General features: G+C 64.6%; 15 protein-coding genes, 1 tRNA gene and 1 pseudogene. 11 read left to right on the plus strand and 6 right to left on the minus strand.

All coding sequences use genetic code 11. The features are described 5' to 3' along the window. Together ACFP9U_RS11990 and ACFP9U_RS11995 are read left to right on the plus strand one after the other, a co-directional pair. Nucleotides 1-228 (plus strand): annotated as a pseudogene (locus ACFP9U_RS11990) (phytoene/squalene synthase family protein); the annotation flags it as partial. A 78-nt stretch (nt 229-306) separates the two neighbouring features. Further along, complete coding sequence (locus ACFP9U_RS11995) at nt 307-2,061, plus strand: DUF4153 domain-containing protein (RefSeq protein WP_378621666.1); 1,755 nt, start codon at nt 307-309, stop codon at nt 2,059-2,061. Nucleotides 2,062-2,063: 2 nt separating this feature from the next. Here ACFP9U_RS11995 and trmFO read toward each other — a convergent pair whose 3' ends face one another. Further along, on the minus strand, nt 2,064-3,470 hold the full coding sequence (gene trmFO, locus ACFP9U_RS12000) for a methylenetetrahydrofolate--tRNA-(uracil(54)-C(5))-methyltransferase (FADH(2)-oxidizing) TrmFO (protein ID WP_378621668.1): 1,407 nt from the start codon (nt 3,468-3,470) through the stop codon (nt 2,064-2,066). 93 nt (nt 3,471-3,563) lie between these two features. On the opposite strand from trmFO, the gene ACFP9U_RS12005 reads away from it, so the two are divergent. After that, the gene (locus ACFP9U_RS12005) at nt 3,564-4,133 is read left to right on the plus strand and encodes a hypothetical protein (RefSeq protein WP_378621670.1); all 570 of its coding nucleotides are present in this window, start codon (nt 3,564-3,566) and stop codon (nt 4,131-4,133) included. A gap of 124 nt (nt 4,134-4,257) precedes the next feature. On the opposite strand, the gene ACFP9U_RS12010 is transcribed toward ACFP9U_RS12005, so the two are convergent. Then, on the minus strand, nt 4,258-4,398 hold the full coding sequence (locus ACFP9U_RS12010) for a DUF1127 domain-containing protein (RefSeq protein ID WP_322450910.1): 141 nt from the start codon (nt 4,396-4,398) through the stop codon (nt 4,258-4,260). 312 nt (nt 4,399-4,710) lie between these two features. Here ACFP9U_RS12010 and ACFP9U_RS12015 point away from each other — a divergent pair. Both ACFP9U_RS12015 and tig read left to right on the plus strand, forming a co-directional pair. Beyond that, nucleotides 4,711-4,795: transfer RNA gene (locus ACFP9U_RS12015), tRNA-Leu, on the plus strand. Between the two features lie 195 nt (nt 4,796-4,990). Beyond that, nucleotides 4,991-6,439: a trigger factor gene (gene tig / locus ACFP9U_RS12020; RefSeq protein ID WP_378621672.1), complete on the plus strand. Its 1,449-nt coding sequence runs from the start codon at nt 4,991-4,993 to the stop codon at nt 6,437-6,439. A 63-nt stretch (nt 6,440-6,502) separates the two neighbouring features. Here the strand turns inward: tig and ACFP9U_RS12025 are convergent, their stop codons facing one another. Both ACFP9U_RS12025 and ACFP9U_RS12030 read right to left on the minus strand, forming a co-directional pair. Continuing rightward, nucleotides 6,503-7,756 (minus strand): M23 family metallopeptidase, encoded by a 1,254-nt coding sequence (locus ACFP9U_RS12025; protein ID WP_378621673.1) that lies wholly within the window; start codon nt 7,754-7,756, stop codon nt 6,503-6,505. A gap of 71 nt (nt 7,757-7,827) precedes the next feature. Further along, nucleotides 7,828-8,295, minus strand: a complete 468-nt coding sequence (locus ACFP9U_RS12030; RefSeq protein WP_378621675.1) for a peroxiredoxin — start codon at nt 8,293-8,295, stop codon at nt 7,828-7,830. Between the two features lie 126 nt (nt 8,296-8,421). Here ACFP9U_RS12030 and ACFP9U_RS12035 point away from each other — a divergent pair, with 126 nt between their 5' ends. Continuing rightward, a complete protein-coding gene (locus tag ACFP9U_RS12035; RefSeq protein ID WP_378621677.1) occupies nt 8,422-11,790 on the plus strand; it encodes a DUF3971 domain-containing protein in 3,369 nt (1,122 codons plus the stop codon). An 11-nt stretch (nt 11,791-11,801) separates the two neighbouring features. Here ACFP9U_RS12035 and tyrS read toward each other — a convergent pair whose 3' ends face one another. Then, nucleotides 11,802-13,055: a tyrosine--tRNA ligase gene (gene tyrS, locus ACFP9U_RS12040; RefSeq protein WP_378621679.1), complete on the minus strand. Its 1,254-nt coding sequence runs from the start codon at nt 13,053-13,055 to the stop codon at nt 11,802-11,804. 99 nt (nt 13,056-13,154) lie between these two features. On the opposite strand from tyrS, the gene ACFP9U_RS12045 reads away from it, so the two are divergent. Continuing rightward, nucleotides 13,155-14,270, plus strand: coding sequence for an anhydro-N-acetylmuramic acid kinase (locus ACFP9U_RS12045; protein WP_378621682.1), 1,116 nt, complete (start codon nt 13,155-13,157; stop codon nt 14,268-14,270). Here the strand turns inward: ACFP9U_RS12045 and ACFP9U_RS12050 are convergent, their stop codons facing one another. After that, the gene (locus ACFP9U_RS12050) at nt 14,271-14,945 is read right to left on the minus strand and encodes an alpha/beta hydrolase (protein WP_322450881.1); all 675 of its coding nucleotides are present in this window, start codon (nt 14,943-14,945) and stop codon (nt 14,271-14,273) included. It lies immediately after the preceding gene. Between the two features lie 215 nt (nt 14,946-15,160). On the opposite strand from ACFP9U_RS12050, the gene ACFP9U_RS12055 reads away from it, so the two are divergent. The 4 genes from ACFP9U_RS12055 (at nt 15,161) to sufD (ending at nt 20,083) form a co-directional block, all read left to right on the plus strand. Then, a complete protein-coding gene (locus ACFP9U_RS12055; protein WP_378621704.1) occupies nt 15,161-16,321 on the plus strand; it encodes a cysteine desulfurase family protein in 1,161 nt (386 codons plus the stop codon). 171 nt (nt 16,322-16,492) lie between these two features. After that, entirely contained in the window at nt 16,493-18,025 is a 1,533-nt protein-coding gene (gene sufB, locus ACFP9U_RS12060) for a Fe-S cluster assembly protein SufB (protein WP_378621685.1), read from the plus strand. 27 nt (nt 18,026-18,052) lie between these two features. Further along, entirely contained in the window at nt 18,053-18,808 is a 756-nt protein-coding gene (sufC, locus tag ACFP9U_RS12065; RefSeq protein WP_322450883.1) for a Fe-S cluster assembly ATPase SufC, read from the plus strand. A 9-nt stretch (nt 18,809-18,817) separates the two neighbouring features. Continuing rightward, nucleotides 18,818-20,083: a Fe-S cluster assembly protein SufD gene (sufD, locus tag ACFP9U_RS12070; protein WP_378621687.1), complete on the plus strand. Its 1,266-nt coding sequence runs from the start codon at nt 18,818-18,820 to the stop codon at nt 20,081-20,083. The last annotated feature ends 212 nt before the right edge of the window (nt 20,084-20,295 follow it).

Raw genomic sequence — 20,295 nt, forward strand, 5'->3', positions numbered from 1 at the left:
GCCGTGGCCGCCACGGCGGCGCTGGCGCGTGATCATCTCGCCCGGTTCAAGCAGGAGGCCCGCACGCTGCCCGCATCGCTGCGGCCGGCCTACCTGCCGGTATCTCTCGTCGGACCATATCTGGATGCGATCGAAGCCGATGCGGTCGATCCGCTCGAGGAAAGCGCCGCGATCTCGCCTGTGCTCCGGCATTGGCTGCTCTTGAGGCGAGCCCTGCGCGGCTGGTGACGCCCCATTTCTGCCAGCCTTGTCTGCTCTCCAGGAAGCGTTTTCATGACCTGATTCTTTCACAAGGGAGTTTTCGCGATGGCAGTGCTGGCCAGTGGCAGGGGAACCGACGCGGGTTGGCGCGCCGTGTTCAAGGAAATGCTCGTCGGCGTGCGCGCCGCCGCCGTCCGCTTTCCGGTGCCGGCGATTTTCTTTGCGGCGGCGGCCCTGCAGGCCAATCTGATCATCGCCGAAATATACCTGTTCGCTGACGATGCGCAGCGGGCATTTGCGGCTGATCTCGCGATCGGCCTGTTCAGCGGTGCGCTCGCCGCTCTGGCGGCTTCTCTGAGTGGTGAGGCGCGCGGGATCTCACGCATGGCAAGTAGCGCGACCGCCGTCCTGGCCGGCTGTGCCGTCACGCTGCTGATCGTATTTTCCGAGCAATTGTCGGTGCTGCAATGGGTCCTGTTTCCCGCATTGTGCGGGCTGGTCCTGATCGCCCCCTTTATCGGGCGGGGTGACAGCGATTCCTTCTGGATGTTTTCCGCACGCACGGCCTTTGCCGTGCTTTTGGGCGGGCTGGCGCTGCTGCTGCTTGCCGGCGGGATATCGGCCATCCTGGCAAGCCTGACCTATCTTTTCGGCCTGGAGGTTCCGAGTGAGCTCTATCAGCACGTCTGGGCGTTCACGAGCCTCTTTGCCGCGCCGCTCTTCGCCCTCGGGCAGTTTGCCGACCGTTTCGACGAACGGCCGAGCGTGGCCGCCAGAAGCTTCATGGACCGGGGCATGCGCGCCCTGGGGGACTTCCTCGCCGCGCCGCTGCTCATCGTCTATGCGCTCATCCTTCATGTCTATGCGCTGAAAATCGTCGTCGCGGGCGAGATGCCGGAAGGCCAGATCGGGTGGCTGGTGCTCACCTACGGTTTCTGCCTCTTCGCCGCGCTTTTGATCATCAATCCCTTTTTCGATCACGCCCGGGCGCCGACGCGGCTCTTTCTGCGGTTCTGGCCGTTCGTCCTACCGGTTCCGCTGGTGTTGCTCTTCTTTGCGCTGGTGGAGCGCGTGGGGACGTTCGGCTTTACCCCGGAGCGCTACCTGCTCGGTCTGTTCGGGGCGGTCACGGCAGTGGTGGTGCTGCTTCAGTTCCTGCCGCGCTTTCGCGGCGACATCCGGGTCATTCTGGCGCTTCCGGTTTTCGCGCTTCTCCTCGGCGGCTTCGGTCCCCAGGGCGCTCTCGGGATCTCGATCAGGAGCCAGGCCGAGCGGTTCCTCGGCATCGTCGAAAACCCGCCGGTCGAGGGCAAGCGTCACGAGGAAGCACTGGGCGCCCTCAGCTTTCTCGCGGGGCAGGACGCGCTGGCACGCGTTGCGCCGGAGGGAGAGGACGTCGATCTGTCGTCCGGTATGGGCTATCAAGCCATAGCCCGGGCCTGGGACCTCGATCCGACGCGGCGCTTCAAGGGGCCGAGCGGCTTTTCGCTCGCCTATGACGCCGCGCCTACCGCCTTTGCGCTTTCGGGATTCGACGTGATGATCCCGAACTTCGATCTCTCCACCCGCGATGAGGCGCCGGAGTCCCTAACTCTGCCATCGGGAACGGAGCTTTCCTTCCGTCTGGAGGAGAACGCCCTCTTGATAACGGCGGGGGAGGAGACGGTCCGCTTCCCCGTTTCCAAGCCGACCATCGAAGACATCGCACGGATCGATGGGGCCAAGCAGGTGCTGAAGTTTGGTCTCGGCGCAGAAGGCCGCGAGATCATGCTGCTGCCCACCTACCTGTTTGCCGACCTCCAGCAGCCGCGCATCTACGTCTTCGAGGGCGCGATCCTGCTCAGGTCCGCTGACTGGTAGGTCTATTCGGCCGCTTCCTTTTCCGCGATCCCGAGCCAGGCACGGCAGTCCGCCAGCGCACGCGCGGTGAGCGCCCGCTTCTTCGCCAGGGATTTCTCCTTGCCGCGCAGGCGCTTGCCCTCCTGTTTCGGGGCCTCGACCGGCGGGAACAGGCCGAAATTGACGTTCATCGGCTGAAAGGAGCGCTTTCCGGGCTCGTCCTCAGCGAGGATGTGTCCGCCGGTGATGTGGTTCAGCAGTGCCCCGAAGGCGGTCGTCGGCGGGGGCGGCGTGAGCGGTCGGCCCAGGCGTTCGGCCGCAGCGAAGCGTCCGGCAACCAACCCCATCGCCGCGCTCTCCACATAGCCCTCGCAGCCGGTGATCTGCCCGGCAAAGCGCAGGCCCGGCCGGGATTTGAGCTGCAAGGTGCCGTCGAGAAGGGCCGGCGAGTTGATGTAGGTATTGCGGTGAAGGCCGCCGAGGCGGGCAAACTCCGCATTCTCCAGCCCCGGGATCATGCGGAAGACGCGGACCTGCTCGCCGTATTTCAGCTTCGTCTGGAAACCGACCATGTTGTAGAGCGTACCGAGCGCGTTGTCCTGGCGCAGTTGTACGACCGCATAGGGCTTCTCGTCGGGCTTGTGGGCGTTGGTGAGCCCCATGGGCTTCATCGGCCCGTGGCGCAGGGTCTCGACGCCGCGTTCGGCCATCACCTCGATGGGCAGGCAGCCATCGAAATAGGGCGTGCCTTCCCACTCCTTGAAGGCGGTCTTCTCGCCGTCGAGTAGGGCTTGGACGAAGGCCAGATAGGTGTCCTTGTCCATCGGGCAGTTGATATAGTCCTTGCCCGTCCCGCCGGGGCCGACCTTGTCGTAGCGCGACTGGAACCAGGCCACGTCCATGTCGATCGTGTCGAAATGGACGATCGGGGCGATGGCGTCGAAAAAGGCCAGCGCCTCCGCGCCGGTCTCCCGCCGGATCGCTTCGGCCAGTCCGGGGGCGGTAAGGGGGCCGGTGGCAATGATCGCCTGGTCCCAGTCCGCCGGCGGCAGGTCGGGAACCTCCTCGCGGGCGATCTCGATCAGCGGATGGTCTTCAAGCGCGCGTGTCACGGCCTGGGAAAATCCATCCCGGTCCACGGCCAGCGCGCCGCCCGCCGGCACCTGGTTGGCGTCGCCCGCACGCATGATCAGCGATCCGGACAGCCGCATCTCGGCGTGGAGGAGCCCCACCGCGTTCGTTTCCGCGTCGTCGGAACGGAAGGAATTCGAGCAGACGAGCTCGGCCAGGCCGTCCGTCTTGTGCGCGTCGGTGCCGCGCACCGGCCGCATTTCGTGCAGGACGACGGGCACGCCCGTCTCCGCTGCCTGCCAGGCAGCTTCCGAGCCGGCGAGCCCGCCGCCGATGACGTGTAAGGGAGTCTGTTTCATGTCGCGGAAATAGGCGCAAGCCACCGCGAATGCAACGCAAACCGCAACACGCGCGTTATCTCCAGACCGACTGTGCGCCCCGAAGGGGAGGGAATGCGCGGGTTCATCATCATTGCCATGCTTGCCGGCTTCGCCGCACCGGTGGCTCGCGCTTCGGCGGAGCCCCTACAGGTTCACGTTTGCAGCGGTTATTCCTGTACCTACAGAACGAGCCTGTCGGTCGGCCACCAGATGCGCCGGCGTTTTCAGGAGATCATGCAACCCGGCCGGCACTCGCCCGAGGCGGAACGGGCGGCGATCGCCGCGGCGGTCCAGTTCTTCGAGCGGCAGGCGACAAGAGCGATCGGCGTGGCCGACAAGGCGAAGGGCAGCTTCGCCGGTTCGCGCGTGCTGGGACAGATGGACTGCATCGACGAATCGACCAATACCCAGGCTTTGCTGCACCTGCTCAATCGTCTGGGGTTGCTCAGGCACCACCAGGTCGAGGCGAATGCCTCGCGCGGCTTCTTCCTGGACCGGCGCTACCCGCATGCCACGGCGGTGATCCGCGCGCCTGACGGCAAACGGTGGGCGGTCGACAGCTGGTACGAGCCGGCCGGAGGTGCGCCCGACATCATGCCGCTCGCGCACTGGCGCCAGCGTGGGGTACTGGGAGAGAGATAGGCAAAAAACAACACCCGCCGGGGGAGGAGGTCCGGCGGGTGTCGTTTGTGTAGCTGGCAATCGGGAGGAGGAGAAAGCCAGCCGCATTCGTCAGGGTTGGGAGGAGGTAACCCTGGCGAAACTCTTAAAGGGACTTGCGCGCCACGTACGGAATGTCGCCGCGGGAGATGCCGAGGTCGTTCAATTCACGTGTCGAAAGGCGGTTCAGTTCGTTAACCGTCTGCCGATAGCGGCGCCAGTTGTTGTAGTTGCGGATCAGGTTCATGGTCTTGCTCATTTCGTCGAGGTTTTGTTCAACCGTCTTGCCCTCGTTAAATAAGCCCCCCGGCACAAAGGAAAAAGAGATGATGTTGCATGGCAGCAATGCAAATTGTGCAACGCATCATAAATCCGTCACGAAGCCGGCCGTTGCGCGGCGCGAAGGAAATGGGAACGCCGGTAGGCCGCCGCGCGGTGCGGCGGCCCGTCGTTGCGGGGGTGTCGGCCAAAAAAGGCCGGTTTCTCGGGCAATTTCCCTTTGATACATAGGGGGCAGGTGATATAGAACGCCGCGCTTTCGGGAGCGTCCGCTTTCGAGGCGGGTGTGGTGGAACTGGTAGACACGCAGGATTTAGGTTCCTGTGGCGCAAGCCGTGGGGGTTCAAGTCCCTCCACCCGCACCAGGATGTTTGTCAGGCCTGGGCTTTGCGGTTCTGGGCCGCCGCGCGCAGGGAGTTTTTCCTCGAAGCCGGCGAAGGGAGGACTGGTGTGGGCGCAACGGCTTCCCCTCGGGGAACAGGGCCCGCCCGGGAACGACATCCGGCAGGTGACGATGGCACGCCGCTAGAGGTGGCGCTGAAGTAAAATAAAGGTTTGATATGCAGGTTAGCGAGACTCTCAATTCCGGTCTTAAGCGCGAGATCAAGGTCACCGTGCCGGCCGAGGACCTGGAAGCCCGGCTGATGGAGCGGCTGGTGGATGCCAAGGACAAGGTCCGACTGAAGGGCTTCCGTCCAGGCAAGGTGCCGATCCAGCACCTGCGCCGCATGTACGGCAAATCCTTCATGGCGGAGGTCGTCAACGAGATCCTGTCCGATTCCTCCAAGTCGATTCTCGAGGAGCGGGGCGAAAAGCCGGCCATGCAGCCGGAGGTCGCCATGACCGAGGACGAGAAGGAAGCCGAGAAGGTGCTCGCCGGCGACGCGGATTTCGAGTTCTCCATGAGTTATGAGGTCATCCCGCCGATCGAGATCAAGGATTTCTCCGAGATCAAGATCACGCGTCCGGTCTACGACGTTTCCGAGGAGGAGGTCGAGGAGCAGGTCAAGCGGGTGGCCGATTCCGCGCGCACCTACGAAGCGAAGGACAGCAAGGCCGAAGACGGCGACAAGGTCACCATCGACTATGTCGGCAAGCTCGACGGGGAGCCGTTCGAAGGCGGTGCCGGAACCGACTCGGAGGTGGTGATCGGCCACAATCAGTTCATCCCCGGCTTCGAGGAGCAACTCGTCGGGCTGAAGGCGGGCGACGAGAAGACTTTCAAGATCACCTTCCCGCAGGAATATGCAGCCGAGCACCTGGCCGGCAAGGAGGCGGAGTTCGACGTTACGGTCAAGCAGGTGGCCGCGGCGGAGGAACTGGTGATCGACGACGAGCTGGCCAAGAAGCTGGGCTTGGAATCGGCCGACAAGCTGCGCGAGATCATCCGCGGCCAGCTCGAGAACCAGTTCGGCCAGGTGACGCGCCAGAAAGCCAAGCGTCAGCTGCTCGATGCGCTGGACAAGGTCTACCAGTTCGAGGCGCCGTCGAAGCTCGTCGACGCCGAGTTCGACAACATCTGGTCGCAGGTCACCCGTGACCTTGAGCAAGCGGGCCGGAGCTTTGAGGACGAGGAGACCACCGAGGAAGAGGCGCGCGAGGAATACCGCAAGCTGGCCGAGCGCCGCGTGCGGCTCGGCCTCGTCCTGGCCCAGATTGGCGAGGAATCCGACGTGCAGGTGAGCGAGGACGAGATGCAGCGCGCGCTGTTTGAATCGATCCGGCGCTATCCGCAGCACCAGCAGCAGGAAATCTATGATTTCTACCGCCAGAACCCGCAGGCGCTCGCCAATATCCGCGCACCGCTCTTCGAGGAGAAGGTGGTCGACAAGCTCCTGGCCGAGGTCGACGTCACCGACAAGAAGGTGAGCCGCGAGGAACTCCTGGCGGACGACGAGGACGAGGCCGAGGAAGCGCCGAAGCCGGCCAAGAAAAAGGCTGCGCCCAAGAAGAAGGCGGCACCGAAGAAAGCCGCCAAGAACGCCGAATCCGAGTCTGAATCCGAGTAGGCGGCCGTCGGCAAACGATTTCCACGCTAAAGGCCCCGGTGTTTCACCGGGGCTTTTTCACGTTTACAGATAGTCGGCGATGCGGCGGCCGGTGGCGATGAAGGTCAGCGGATCGACGGCGGTGTCGCTGCGGCGGACTTCGTAGTGCAAATGCGGACCGGTCGAGCGCCCGCTGCTGCCGACCCGGCCGATCACCTGTCCCGGGCGCACCGTTTCGCCGGCCTTGACGGCGACCCGGCTCAAATGGGCATATCGCGTGCTGAAGCCGTCACCGTGGTCGATCTCGACCATGCGGCCATAGCTGCCGTTCCATCCCGCCTTGACGACCGTGCCGCCGCCGCCGGCCTGCACCGGCGCACCATGCCGGACCCGGAAATCCACGCCGGCGTGATAGGCGGGGCGCCGCAAGATGGGATCGCGGCGCATGCCGAACCTGCTGCTCACGCTCGCGGCGGGAACGGGGTGGAAGACGGGTATGCGCCTGGCCGTCCTCCGCAAGGTCTCCAGCCGGTCGAGCACTTCATCGAGTTCGCGCATCCTGTCCTGGAAGAGCGCGTTGTCCTCGAACGCGATGAGCGGGCCGCCGGCACTGCTCTCGGCGGAGCTATCAGGCAGGTCGATGCCGGCGGTCCGGAACGCTTCGCCCAGGGTCTCGGCTGTCTGATAGGCCTTCTCGGTGACGGCTTTCACGCGGGCGATCTGTTTCGCCTCAAGCGTACGAAGTGTGCGGTTGATCGAGACGAAGAGAAGGTCAGCGTGATCGGCTTCGCTCTGCAGGCTTGCACGATCCGGCCAGGGTCTCCTGGCAATGTCCGTCGGCGCATAGGCGCTGCCGGTGGTGATTCCGTCCAAGCGCAGGTGATCAGCACGACGTTCGGGATCTTGCGCGGGGATCGGCGGCGCCTGCCGTGCTTCCTTCTCGGCCGGCTCGCCGCGATCCAGGCCCAGCCTGTCATAGCGTTCGTCCAGCGCCCGCTGCCGTTCGGCAAGTTCCTTCACCTTGCTTTCCATGAGCTGCTGGTCGAGCAACTGACGGCTGGCGGTGCGGTCGAGCCGCGTCCTGAGCTCGGCGATGCGGTCTTCATAGGCCTGCTGCAAGCGCGCCTGACGGGCGACCGCGGCCGTCATGAGGTCGTCGCGCAGGAGCAGGTAGGCGGTGGCGCCGAAGTAACCGAGGGAAAGGATGACGGCCGCCGACACGGCGATGGCCGTCATCCACGGCCGCAGCGTGAAGTAGCGGATGTCATCGCCTCGGGCGATGATGATGGTGGGCGGCTCCCTCCGTCCGCGCGACGCTGTCGATCGTGCCCGCTTCACTGCCCCGCACCATGGTGATTTCAGTGAAGCCGATTACACAATCTTAGGGTTAACAAAGGCTTTTGAGCGCGTCACAGCGCCCTGGCAGCCTCCAGAACGGCGTCGACATGGCCCGGCACCTTCACCTTGCGCCAGACCTCGGCGATCTGGCCGTCGGGCGCGATCAGGAAGGTGGTGCGCTCCACGCCCATGTATTTGCGCCCGTACATGCTCTTCTCGACCCAGACACCGTAGGTTTCGAGCACTTTCTTGTCCGGGTCGGAAACGAGGTCGATGGAGATCTCGTGCTTGGTCTTGAACTTTTCGTGGCTTTTCCGGCTGTCGGGCGACATGCCGATGACGGCCACGCCGATTTCGTCGAAATCGGCCTTGCGGGCGGAAAAGTCGAGCGCCTGCGCCGTGCACCCGCTGGTGTCGTCCTTGGGATAGAAATAGAGCACCACCGGCTTGCCACGCAGTTCCGACAGCCGCAGGGTGCCGCCGCCGTCGCGTGGCAGCTCGAAATCGGGTGCTTCGCTTCCTTTGTCAGGACCGGCCATTTTATTTCCCTCGTTTTTCTCTACGCCGGCAGAACAAATCGATGGAATTTTCCATGGCCGGCCCCCGCACGCGGGACGCACAGATATAATGGTCCAGGGGGATTCGTCCAACCGGGTAAGGATGCATTGACGGACAACCAGCGGGAGCACGAGGCACGGGGCCACGAGGAGGTGCATTTTCGACGCAGCGAAATCGCCGCGCTCGCGCGCCTGCCTTCGGCGATTTGCCCTTCGTCGCGACCCTTGCCCCGCCGGTTGCGCGAGCGCGTTTTGGCGTGGATCGCCATGGCGGGGCTGGCCTTTTTGATACTTCTCGTGCTTGCGGGCGGCGCCTTCTACGCGATCGGCGTCGATGCGATCGGCAATGAACGCCTGCGACTCCAGGCCGAACGTGCGATCAGCCGGCTTGCCGGTTTCGATGCGGACGTGACACTGGGCCAGCTGCGCATGGGACTCGGCGAGACCAGCCTTCTCGCCCTCGAGGTGCGCGAGGCGCGTATCAGTCGGGCCGACGACAGTGCGCTGATCGCGAGCGTCGGCACCTTGCGTTTCGGCCTCCGACCCCTGGCCCTGCTTGACGGCCGCGTGGAGCTGGGGCGGGTCGAAGTGGAAGATGCCGAAATCCTGCCGGCCGGGCTGCCGGCCCTGCTTGCGGAGGCGCCGGGAACAGCCATCGGTCCGGATCGGCTGCGCGAGGCGGTGTTCGGCGCGGTGCGAAACGCCTTCCGGATGACGAGCGCCTCCGGCCTCGACCGTGTCACGCTTTCCCGGCTGAGCTTCCTGTCGGAAAAGCCGCGGGGCGAGCCGGGGCTCGTCATCGAAGATCTGGATCTCAGGCGCGACGGCGCACACATCGATCTTGAAGGATTGCTTGTCAACGGCCTGCGCCGCGTCGTCCTTGAAGGCCATGCCGCACGCGATCCCGAAACAGGCACCGTAACGGAGCTTGCGCTCGACATGGCGCTGACCGACGACAACCGGTCGGCCCCCGCGCGGCGCGGCGCCGTGCGATCGATCGGCCCGGTGACGATCGCGATGACGGGCCGGGAGGCCTATGGGACGGAGGCCGGCCAAATGTCGCTTGCGGTCGATGCCAGGGATATCCTGCTGGGCGTCGACGATAGCGAGTTTCTGATCTCCAGGGCCGCGCTGGAGGTGGCTTTCGCCGAAGGCGACGAGGTGTACTCTCTCATCTCGTCCCATATGAGCGCGGGCCGCAGCACCATCGGTTTCAAGGGCACGATCCGGCCGCTCTCCGCCGCCGGGACCGCCGGCTATGGCTTCGAGCTCGTTTCGCGGAATGCGCTGCTGGCGCCGATCGACTCGCCCGAACCAGCCCTCGCATATGCCATGCGCCTCAAGGGCCGATATGAACCGGCGGACACCCGTCTGGTCGCCGAGGAGATCAACATCCGCACGCAAGCGGGGGAGATGGCGGCAAGTGCCGCGCTATCCGTCCCGGCCGGCATGTCGCCGGGCATCACGCTCGCGGTGGATATAGCGGACATGCCGATGACGGAGGTCAAGCAGTTCTGGCCCTGGTTCGCGGCGCACGGGGCGCGCCGCTGGACGCTGGAGAACGTATTCGGCGGGCGTGTGCACGACAGCACGCTGCGCTTCAGCGTTCCGCCCGGGCGGCTGGGAAACGGTGTTCCGCTCTCGCATGACGAACTGGTCGGCCGCTTCGCGCTGAAGGACACGCGCTTCGACATCGCCGGCGATATCCCGGCGGTGCGCGACGGCAGCGGGCAGGTGGAATTTCGCGGCACGGATGTCCTGGTCGGGCTGGAGTCGGGGGCGATCTACATGCCCAGCGGGCGCAGCGTCGCCGTTCACGGGGGGACGATGCGCATAGATGCCGCGCACCGCAAGCCGCGCATCGGCGATCTGGAGATCGATATCGAGGGAGAGGCTGCGGCGGTTGTCGAACTTGCTTCCTACGAGCCGATCGACGCCTCCCGTTTCCACGACCTGACGCCCGCGGATCTGAGCGGGCAGATGGCTGGACGGGTCAACGCCCAAATCCCCCTCCAGGCCGGTCTCCCGGCGGAAGACCTGAGCTGGCGCGTCGCGCTCGACTACGAAAATCTTTCGATCGCCAAGCCCTTCGAGGGACAGGAGATCAGCGATGCGAACGGGTCGCTGCTGGTGCAGCCCGACCGGGCCGAGTTTACCGCCGAAGCACGCCTCAATTCCGTACCCGCCAGCGTGCACGTCGTCGAGCCGCTGCGCAGATCGGCCGTGGAGCGGGTTCGGCACGTGGTGTTAAGGGTGGACGACGCCGCGCGGGAGAGGCTTTTCCCCGGGCTGGGGACGCTCGTCTCCGGGCCGTTCGAAGTGGTTTACGAACAACAGCCCGACAAGCGCGAAAAGCTGGCCGTTTCCCTGGACAAGGCACAGCTGACGGTGCCGTGGATCGGCTGGCGGAAGGGGGCCGGCATTCCCGCAACGGCGCGCTTCTTCATGGAGCGGGACGGCGATACGGTGGAACTGCGGGAGTTCTCGCTGCGCGGCGAAAGCTTCGCTGTCGACGGCCTCGTGCGCCTTTCCGGCGGAACCCTGGCGGAAGCCCGTCTCGATCACGTGCAGCTCAACCGCAATGACGACTATGCGGCCATGATCCGACGTTCCGGTACCACATATGCCGTTTCGGTGAACGGTCGCTCGCTGGATGCGCGCGGCATCATCAAGCGCGTCCTGGACGAAAAGACCGCCGGATCGGAAAGCGCCGGGGACGGCGTACAGTCCTCCATCGAGGCCTCGCTCGCCACGGTTCACGGCTTCAACGGGGAAAGCCTGGAGCAGGTGGAATTGACCTATGCGTCGCGATCCTCGCGGCCGGAGCGGGTGTCGCTGCGTGCCGCTCCTTCCGGCTATGGGGCCGTGCAGGCGGAGAAGGGGGGCGAGCCGGGGCGGGTCAGCCTGCGCGCGTCCTCGACCAATGCCGGCGCGGTCCTGCGCTTCCTCGATATCTACGAGCATGTCGAAGGCGGGCAACTCAGCCTCGCCTTGCATGGAGCAGACGACAAGAATCTCTCCGGTCAGTTCACGATCCAGGATTTCTGGGTCGTCGACGAACCGCGCCTGCGCTCGCTGGTGGCTGCAAGCGCCGAAGGTGAGGGCACTGGGCGGCAGGTGGACGCTTCACGCATCCGGTTCGAACTCGGAGCCGCCGTGCTTCAAAAAGCGCCGCAGCGCCTCGGGATCAGCAACGGCGTGCTGCGCGGGCCGCTGATCGGCTCGACGTTCCAGGGCACGCTCTACGATCCGAACGGAAACATGGACATCACCGGCACGTTCATGCCGCTTTACGGAATTAACCGCATTTTCGGGGAAATCCCGATCATAGGCCAGATTCTCGGCAACGGGCGCGACCGGGCACTGATCGGCATCACCTATCGCCTGAGCGGCAAGACGGGCGAACCGGCGCTCGAGATCAACCCGATCTCGGCCATCGCACCGGGGATCTTCAGGCAGCTCTTCGAATACCAGTGACCGGGATCGCTCTATCGCGGCCGCACCAGCATGTGCTTTTTCTTGCCCAGCGACAGCTTGATCACGTCGTCAGCCGTGATATCGCCTGTCGTCACCATGCGGCGGTCGTCGTTCACCACGTCGTCGTTGATGCGCACGGCTCCGCCTTTCACGTGGCGCCGAGCCTCGCCGTTGGAACCGGCAAGGCCGGTCTCCACGAACAGGCTGAGAAGACCGATCCCGTCTTCGAGCCGGGCGCGTTCTATGGGCACGGTGGGCAGGGATTCGGCCAGCGCGCCTTCCTCGAAGGTCTTGCGGGCGGTCTCGGCGGCCTCTTCGGCCGCATTTCGCCCGTGCAGCATGGCCGTCACTTCCGTGGCCAGGATCTTCTTGGCCTCGTTCACCTCCACTCCGCCCAGGGCCTCGAGCCGGGCGACCTCGTCCATCGGCAGGGTCGTGTAGAGGCGCAGAAAGCGGCCGACGTCGGCGTCCTCCGTGTTGCGCCAGTACTGCCAGAAATCGTAGGGGCTCAGCATCTCCGGATCGAGCCAGACCGCGCCGGCGGCCGTCTTGCCCATCTTCGCGCCGGAGGCGGTGGTCAGCAGCGGCGAGGTGAGGGCGAACAGGCTGGCATCGTCCATGCGCCGGCCGAGTTCGATCCCGCTGACGATGTTACCCCACTGGTCCGAGCCGCCCATCTGGAGGCGGCACCCGAAGCGGCGGTAAAGCTCGACGAAATCATAAGCCTGGAGGATCATGTAATTGAACTCCAGGAAGGAGAGTGATTGCTCGCGGTCGAGCCGCATCCGCACCGAATCGAAGGAGAGCATCCGATTGACAGAGAAATGGCGGCCGACGTCGCGCAGGAAGGGGACATATTTGATGTCGAGCAGCCAATCGGCGTTGTTGACCATGGCGGCATCCGTCGGTCCGTCGCCGAAAGCGAGATAGGGTTCGAAGTTGCGCCTGATGCCGGCGAGATTGTCGGCGATGACGTCTTCGGTCAGCAGTTTCCGCGCTTCGTCCTTGAAGGAGGGATCGCCGATCATCGATGTGCCGCCGCCCATGAGAGCGATCGGGCGATGCCCCGTCTTCTGCAGCCAGTGCAGCATCATGATCTGGATCAATGAACCCACATGCAGGCTTTTCGCCGTCGCGTCGAAGCCGATATAGGCCGTCACCGTCTCGCGCAGGAACAGCTCGTCCAGACCCGCCTCGTCGGAGGTCTGGTGGATAAAGCCGCGCTCGGACAGAATGCGCAGGAAATCGGACTTGAACTCGGGCATCGTCTGCAATCCCGTGGAGGGAGAAGGGGTGGAGAATGACAGCGGCGTTTAGCACCACTTTTGTGCCACGCACAAGCACGGCCCGAAGGAGCGTCGGGAATGGCTGAGATGATCGCCCTCGGTCTGATGAGCGGCACGTCGATGGACGGCATCGATCTAGCCGTTCTCGTTACCGACGGCGAAAACCTTGTCAGGCGCGGGCCGTCCATGGCGGTGGCGTATGAAGCCGCCTTCCGGCGGCGGATCGAGACAGCGCTCACGACGGCGCGGCAGATCGACAGGCGCGAGGAGCGGCCAGGCGGACTTTTAACGCTGGAGCGCGAGATCACCGAGCGGCACGCGGCGGCGGTGGAGCGCTTCCTTGCCGGCCCCGCCTCGGGCTGGAAGCCCGAAATCGTCGGTTTTCACGGACAGACCGTCCTGCACCGGCCAGAGCGTGCACTGACCGTGCAACTGGGCGACGGTGCGCTGCTTGCGCGCCGCACCGGTCTCGCCATCGCCTACGATATGCGGGCGGAGGACATGCGCCACGGCGGGCAGGGGGCGCCGCTCATTCCCGCCTATCATGCAGCGCTCGCGGCGAGTCTTCCGCCACCCCACGGCGGGCGTTTTCCGGTCGCCTTCGTGAATGTCGGGGGGATCGCCAACGTCACCTTCGTGCCGAAGGCGGGACCGCCGGTCGCCTTCGATACCGGGCCCGGCAATGCCTTGATCGACCAGTGGGTGGCCCGGGAAGGCGGCATCCCCTTCGACGAGGAAGGGATGATTGCCAGCGAGGGCGCGGTCGTGTCATCCGTCGTCGGCCGCTACCTCGACAATCCGTTTTTTTCGCGCGCGGCGCCGAAGTCGCTCGACCGCGGCGATTTCACCCTCGACCATGCGACCGGACTGGAGCTGGCCGACGGCGCACGCACGCTGGCGCGCGTTTCGGCCGAGGCGATCGCAAGGGCGGTCGACCACCTGCCGGCGAAACCGGAGCTGTGGGTCGTCTCTGGCGGCGGGCGCAAGAACCCGCACATCCTTGCGGATCTGCAGGCCATCGTTGCGCCGGCAACGGTCGTGCGGGCCGAGGAAGCGGGCCTCGATGGGGATGCGATGGAAGCCGAAGCCTGGGCCTATCTCGCCGTGCGTGCGGTGAAAGGTCTGCCGCTCACCTTTCCCACGACGACGGGCTGCCGCAAGGCGGTGAGCGGCGGCGTCCTGGCAGGCCCCTGATCAGCGAATGCGCTTGGGGCGCGGTTCGGCAAGCTCCCCCTTCAGGCGCCGGTCGAGATAATCCGCACATTCCTCGATGAGCTGGTCGGCGGCATTGGAATAGAAATGGTTCGCCTCGGGAATCGTTTTCTGCGTGATGGTGATACCCTTCTGCGACTGAAGCTTGTCCACAAGAGTCTGGACGTCGGCGGTCGGTGCAACCCGGTCGGCGTCGCCATGGATGATCAGGCCCGAGGAGGGGCAGGGCGCGAGGAAGGAGAAATCGTAGATGTTCGGCTGCGGTGAGATGGAGATGAAGCCTTCGATCTCCGGGCGGCGCATCAGGAGCTGCATGCCGATCCAAGCTCCGAAGGAATAGCCGGCCACCCAGCAGCTCTTGGAATCGGGATGCAGCGACTGCACCCAGTCGAGTGCGGCGGCAGCATCCGACAGTTCGCCCGTGCCATGGTCGAACGCGCCCTGGCTGCGGCCGATGCCGCGGAAATTGAAGCGGAGCGTCGTGAAGCCGCGGCTCTGGAACATGTAGAACAGATCGTACACGATCTTGTTGTTCATCGTGCCGCCGAACTGCGGATGCGGATGCAGGATGAGCGCGATGGGTGCGTTCTTTTCCTTCGACGGCTGATACCGGCCTTCAAGACGACCGGCCGGACCGGTAAAGATTACTTCGGGCATTTTGACTCCACCTTGGCGCAGCGCCCGATCGCCACAAGCGAATTGCGGACGGGTCTTGACGCGACGCCGGCGCCTCCATAGAAGCTAGTTTAGAACTGTTCAAAACTGGGCGACCAAGCCGCCCCGGCAAGCCGGCTAGATAGGACGGCTCGCCTTGAGAATTCAAGGAAATAACGCTGTCCTCGCCGCATGTGTGGCAGATGGTACGGAAGGAAATGGTCGGAAAGCGCATCTATCTCGATTACAACGCCACCGCGCCGCTCCTGCCGGCCGCGCGCGCGGCCGTGATCGATGCGCTCGAGGCTTTCAATCCGTCATCCGTCCACGCGGAGGGGCGTGCCGCGCGGCGCATCGTCGAGGATGCGCGCCAGGCGGTGGCAGCGCTCGTCAATGGCCGGCCGGAGCATGTGGTCTTCGCCTCTGGCGCCACGGAAGCCGCATCGACTCTGTTGACGCCCGATTGGACCATGGGCCGGGCGCGCTTGCGCTTCTCCCGCGCCTATGTCTCGGCGGCCGACCATCCCTCGCTCCTGTCGGGCGGGCGGTTTCCGGCCGGGCAGGTAGAGAGAATCGGTGTTACCCGTAACGGTCTCGTCGACCTGGACGGGCTCGAACGCGCACTCGCCGCCCACGACAAGGTGCGGGGATTGCCGCTCGTGGCCGTCCACGCAGCCAATAACGAAACCGGCGTTATCCAGCCTGTGGAAGAGATCGGCCGGCTGGTGAAGGCGGTCGGGGGTGTTCTGATCGTCGATGCCGTGCAGGCGGCCGGTCGGATTCCCCTGGATGTTTCCGCCGGTTATGCGGACTTCCTTATTCTCTCCTCGCACAAGATCGGCGGCCCAAAGGGTATCGGCGCTTTCGTCGGCGCGTCGGATCTGATGATGCCGGCAGCACTCGTGACCGGCGGCGGCCAGGAGAAGGGGCACCGCGCGGGCACGGAGAATGTGGCGGCGATCGCCGGTTTCGGCGCGGCGGCCCGAGAGGCGGCGACCGCCCTTGGCGAGACCGCCACCATGCGCTTGATGCGCGGGCGGATCGAAGACGCGATACGGCAGGTCCTGCCCGATGCGGTGATCCACGCCGAGGCGGCGCCGCGCCTTCCCAACACGGTGTTTTTCACCATTCCCGGGATGAAGGCGGAGACCGCGCAGATCGCCTTCGATCTCGCCGGCATTGCGCTTTCGGCGGGCTCGGCCTGCTCGTCCGGAAAGGTCGGCCCCAGTCATGTCCTGCAGGCCATGGGCTTTGACGATGCGCTTGGCGCGCTGCGCGTCTCCATCGGTCCGCAGACCCAGGAAAAGGAAATCGACGCCTTCACCGCCGCGCTGGAATCGATCATCAGAAGACGGAAATCGGCAAGCGCCGCAGCCTGACCGGCGCTGATCAAGGAAGGACAGGCGAATGCGGCAAAGAAAAATGGAGTAAATGAGACATATTTGGAGCGGCACCCCATGAATTCGAAGTGATCGCTCACTAAATTAGGCGCAAGTCGCCAGAGTTGGAAAACGGCCGGATCTTGACTCCGGCATGGATGGAGAACGCTGATGCCTGCTGTGCAGGAGACGATCGATCGGGTCCGCATGATCGATGTGGACCAGTATAAATACGGGTTCGAGACGCTCATCGAGAGCGACAAGGCGCCCAAGGGGCTGAACGAGGACATCATCCGTTTCATCTCGGCCAAGAAGGGCGAGCCGGAGTGGATGACGGAATGGCGTCTTAGCGCCTACAAGCGCTGGCTCACCATGCAGGAGCCGAGCTGGGCACGCGTCAGCTATCCGAAGATCGATTTCCAGGACCTCCACTATTATTCCGCGCCGAAGAACCAGGCCGGGCCGAGCTCGCTCGACGAGGTCGATCCGGAGCTGCTGCGCACCTACGAAAAGCTCGGCATTCCCCTGAAGGAACAGGAGATTCTGGCCGGCGTGCGCCGGGTCGACGAGCCCAGCACCATCGACGGCGAGGCGGACGAGGCCGGTGACAACGTCTACCAGTCCGGCCGCGTGGCGGTCGATGCGGTGTTCGATTCGGTCTCCGTCGTCACCACCTTCAAGAAGGAGCTGGCCAAGGCCGGCGTCATCTTCTGCTCCATCTCCGAGGCGATCCGCGAATATCCGGATCTGGTGCGCAAATATCTCGGCTCGGTCGTTCCGCCCTCGGACAATTTCTATGCGACGCTGAATTCGGCGGTTTTTACCGACGGGTCCTTCGTCTATGTGCCGAAGGGTGTGCGCTGCCCGATGGAGCTGTCCACCTATTTCCGTATCAACGAGAAGAATACGGGGCAGTTCGAACGCACCCTGATCATCGCCGAGGAGGGCGCCTACGTTTCCTATCTCGAGGGTTGCACGGCGCCCCAGCGCGACGAGAACCAGCTCCACGCGGCCGTGGTCGAGCTGATCGCGCTCGACGATGCGGAGATCAAGTATTCCACCGTCCAGAACTGGTATCCAGGCGATACGGAAGGCAAGGGCGGCATTTACAACTTCGTCACCAAGCGGGGTGATTGCCGCGGCAAGAACTCGAAGATCTCCTGGACGCAGGTGGAGACCGGCTCGGCGATCACCTGGAAATATCCGTCCTGCCTGCTGCGTGGCGACAATTCCCGCGGCGAGTTCTATTCGATCGCCGTCTCGAACGGGCACCAGCAGATCGACTCGGGTACGAAGATGATCCACCTCGGCAAGAACACGTCGAGCCGGATCATCTCCAAGGGTATCTCGGCCGGCAAGTCGAACAACACCTATCGCGGCCAGGTCTCGGCACACCGCAAGGCGGCGAACGCGCGCAACTTTACCCAGTGCGATTCGCTCCTGATCGGCAACGACTGCGGGGCGCACACGGTGCCTTACATCGAGGCCAAGAACGCGACCGCGCAGTTCGAGCACGAGGCCACGACGTCGAAGATCTCCGAGGACCAGCTCTTCTACGTGATGCAGCGCGGTATTCCGGAAGAGGAGGCGATCGCGCTGATCGTCAACGGCTTCGTCAAGGACGTCATCCAGGAGCTTCCGATGGAATTTGCCGTCGAGGCGCAGAAGCTCATCAACATTTCGCTCGAAGGCTCGGTCGGCTGAGCCGGCACAAGGACTGGGACAACAAGAATGCTTGAAATCAAGAACCTGCACGCCCGCATCGCCGAGGACGGCACGGAAATCCTTCGCGGCGTCGATCTTTCCGTGAAGGCGGGTGAAGTGACTGCCATCATGGGGCCGAACGGCTCCGGCAAGTCGACGCTCTCCTACGTTCTGGCCGGCCGCGAGGACTATGAGGTCACCGAGGGCGACATTCTCTTCAACGGGGAGTCGGTCCTCGATATGGACCCGGCCGAGCGCTCGGCCGCGGGCCTTTTCCTCGCCTTCCAGTATCCGATGGAGATACCGGGCGTGGCCACCATGGAGTTCCTCAAGGTGGCGATGAACGCCCAGCGCAAGGCGCGCGGGTTGGAGGAGCTCAAGATTCCCGACCTGATGAAGCGCGTGCGCGCGGCGGCCGACGCTCTCGACATAGACATGAGCATGTTGAAGCGGCCGCTCAATGTCGGTTTCTCCGGCGGCGAGAAGAAGCGCGCCGAGATCCTGCAGATGAAGCTGCTGGAACCGGCGCTCTGCGTGCTCGACGAGACCGATTCCGGCCTTGACATCGATGCGCTGAAAATCGTCGCCGACGGTGTGAATGCGCTGCGTTCGCCCGATCGCGCGGTGGTGGTCATCACGCACTATCAGCGCCTGCTCGACTACATCGTGCCGGACTCGGTGCACGTGCTCTACAAGGGCCGCGTGGTGAAGTCGGGCGACAAGGAGCTGGCACGGGAGCTGGAGAGAAACGGCTATGCCGGTCTCGTCGGCGAGGCGGCGTAAGGATTGATGATGAATGTTCAAACGCAAATAAAGCGGACCGCCGCCGAGGACGCGCTGATCGAAGCCTTTTCCCAGCGCGAGACGTCCCTGCCGGGCAATGCCGGCGTCAGGGAGAAGCGTAGCGAGGCCGTGCGGCTTCTGGAGCAGGGCCTGCCCAACCGCAAGGTCGAGGCATGGCACTATACGGATCTGCGTCGGCTCCTCGCCACGGTTCCCGCCTTCGACCCGACCGCGACGGCCAGCCCGAAAGAGCCGCTGGTCGCCGGTTCGACGGTCCTGTCGGTCCTGAACGGTGTTGCCGCGAAGGCGGAGGCGCCTGAAGGCACCGTGTTGGCTACATTCGCGGACAAGCTCGCGGACGGCAGCCTCGCGGCCCTTCTCGGCCCTGCCGACAAGGACGATACGGTCTCGGCCATCAACTCCGCCTTTGCGGCCGACGGTTTCGCGCTGGATATCCCGGCGGGTGCGACGCTGAAGGCCCCGATCGAACTGCAGAACGTGCATGCCGGCGGTCAGGCCCACACGCGCTTTGCCGCGCGGGTCGGCGAGGGCGCCAGTGCGACGGTTGTCGAGAGGCAGACCGGCGACGGCGACGCTCTTGTCTCCTCCGTCACGCACCTGGACGTTGGTGACGGGGCGGACGTGCTGTGGCTCATCGTGCAGGAGCAGTCCGAGGGCGTCAGCCATCTCGGTCAGATCAATGTGCGCATCGGCAAGGACGCGAAGCTGACGCTCTTCGTGATGAACGCCGGCGCAAAGCTGACGCGCCAGGAAGTGCGGGTCGTGGCGGATGGCGAGGGCTCCGAGTTCCGCCTGCGCGGCGTCAATCTTCTCTCCGGCCAGAGCCACTGCGACGTGACGATGATCCTCGACCACAATGCGCCTGCGACGGTGTCGACGGAAGTCATCCGAAACGTCGTGACCGATCGTGCGGAAGGTGCTTTCCAGGGACAGATCCGGGTGGCGCGCGATGCACAGAAGACCGATGCCAAGATGGCGTGCAACACGCTGCTTCTGTCCGACGAGGGCGGCTTTTCCGCCAAGCCGGAGCTGGAGATCTTCGCCGATGACGTGGCCTGCGGCCATGGCGCGACCGTGACCGAGATCGAGGCCGATCACCTGTTCTACCTGATGGCGCGTGGCATCGACGAGAAGACGGCACGCGGTCTTCTGGTGAAGGCCTTCGTTGCCGAGGTGATCGAGGAACTGGAGAACGAGCCGGTGATCGAGGCGCTGGAGGCCAGGCTCAACGCGTGGTTCGCCACGCACGGGTAATGCCTCTCGGCGTCATCCCGGCCGAGCGGAGCGAGAGCCGGGATCCGTTGAGAGGCGCGGCCGTTCTCCGCAGAAGGCGACAACGCTGAAGGGCGCCGGCTTCTGAACCCGGCCGTGCTCTACGCTCATCGGCCAATAGGTCCCGGATAGCCCTCGCTTCGCTCAGGCTTCCGGATGACGATCGGAGAGGCGGATGACGACCGCAGAAGGGT

It is taken from the genome of Nitratireductor sp. GCM10026969 (assembly GCF_042660605.1).
Lineage (GTDB): Bacteria > Pseudomonadota > Alphaproteobacteria > Rhizobiales > Rhizobiaceae > Chelativorans.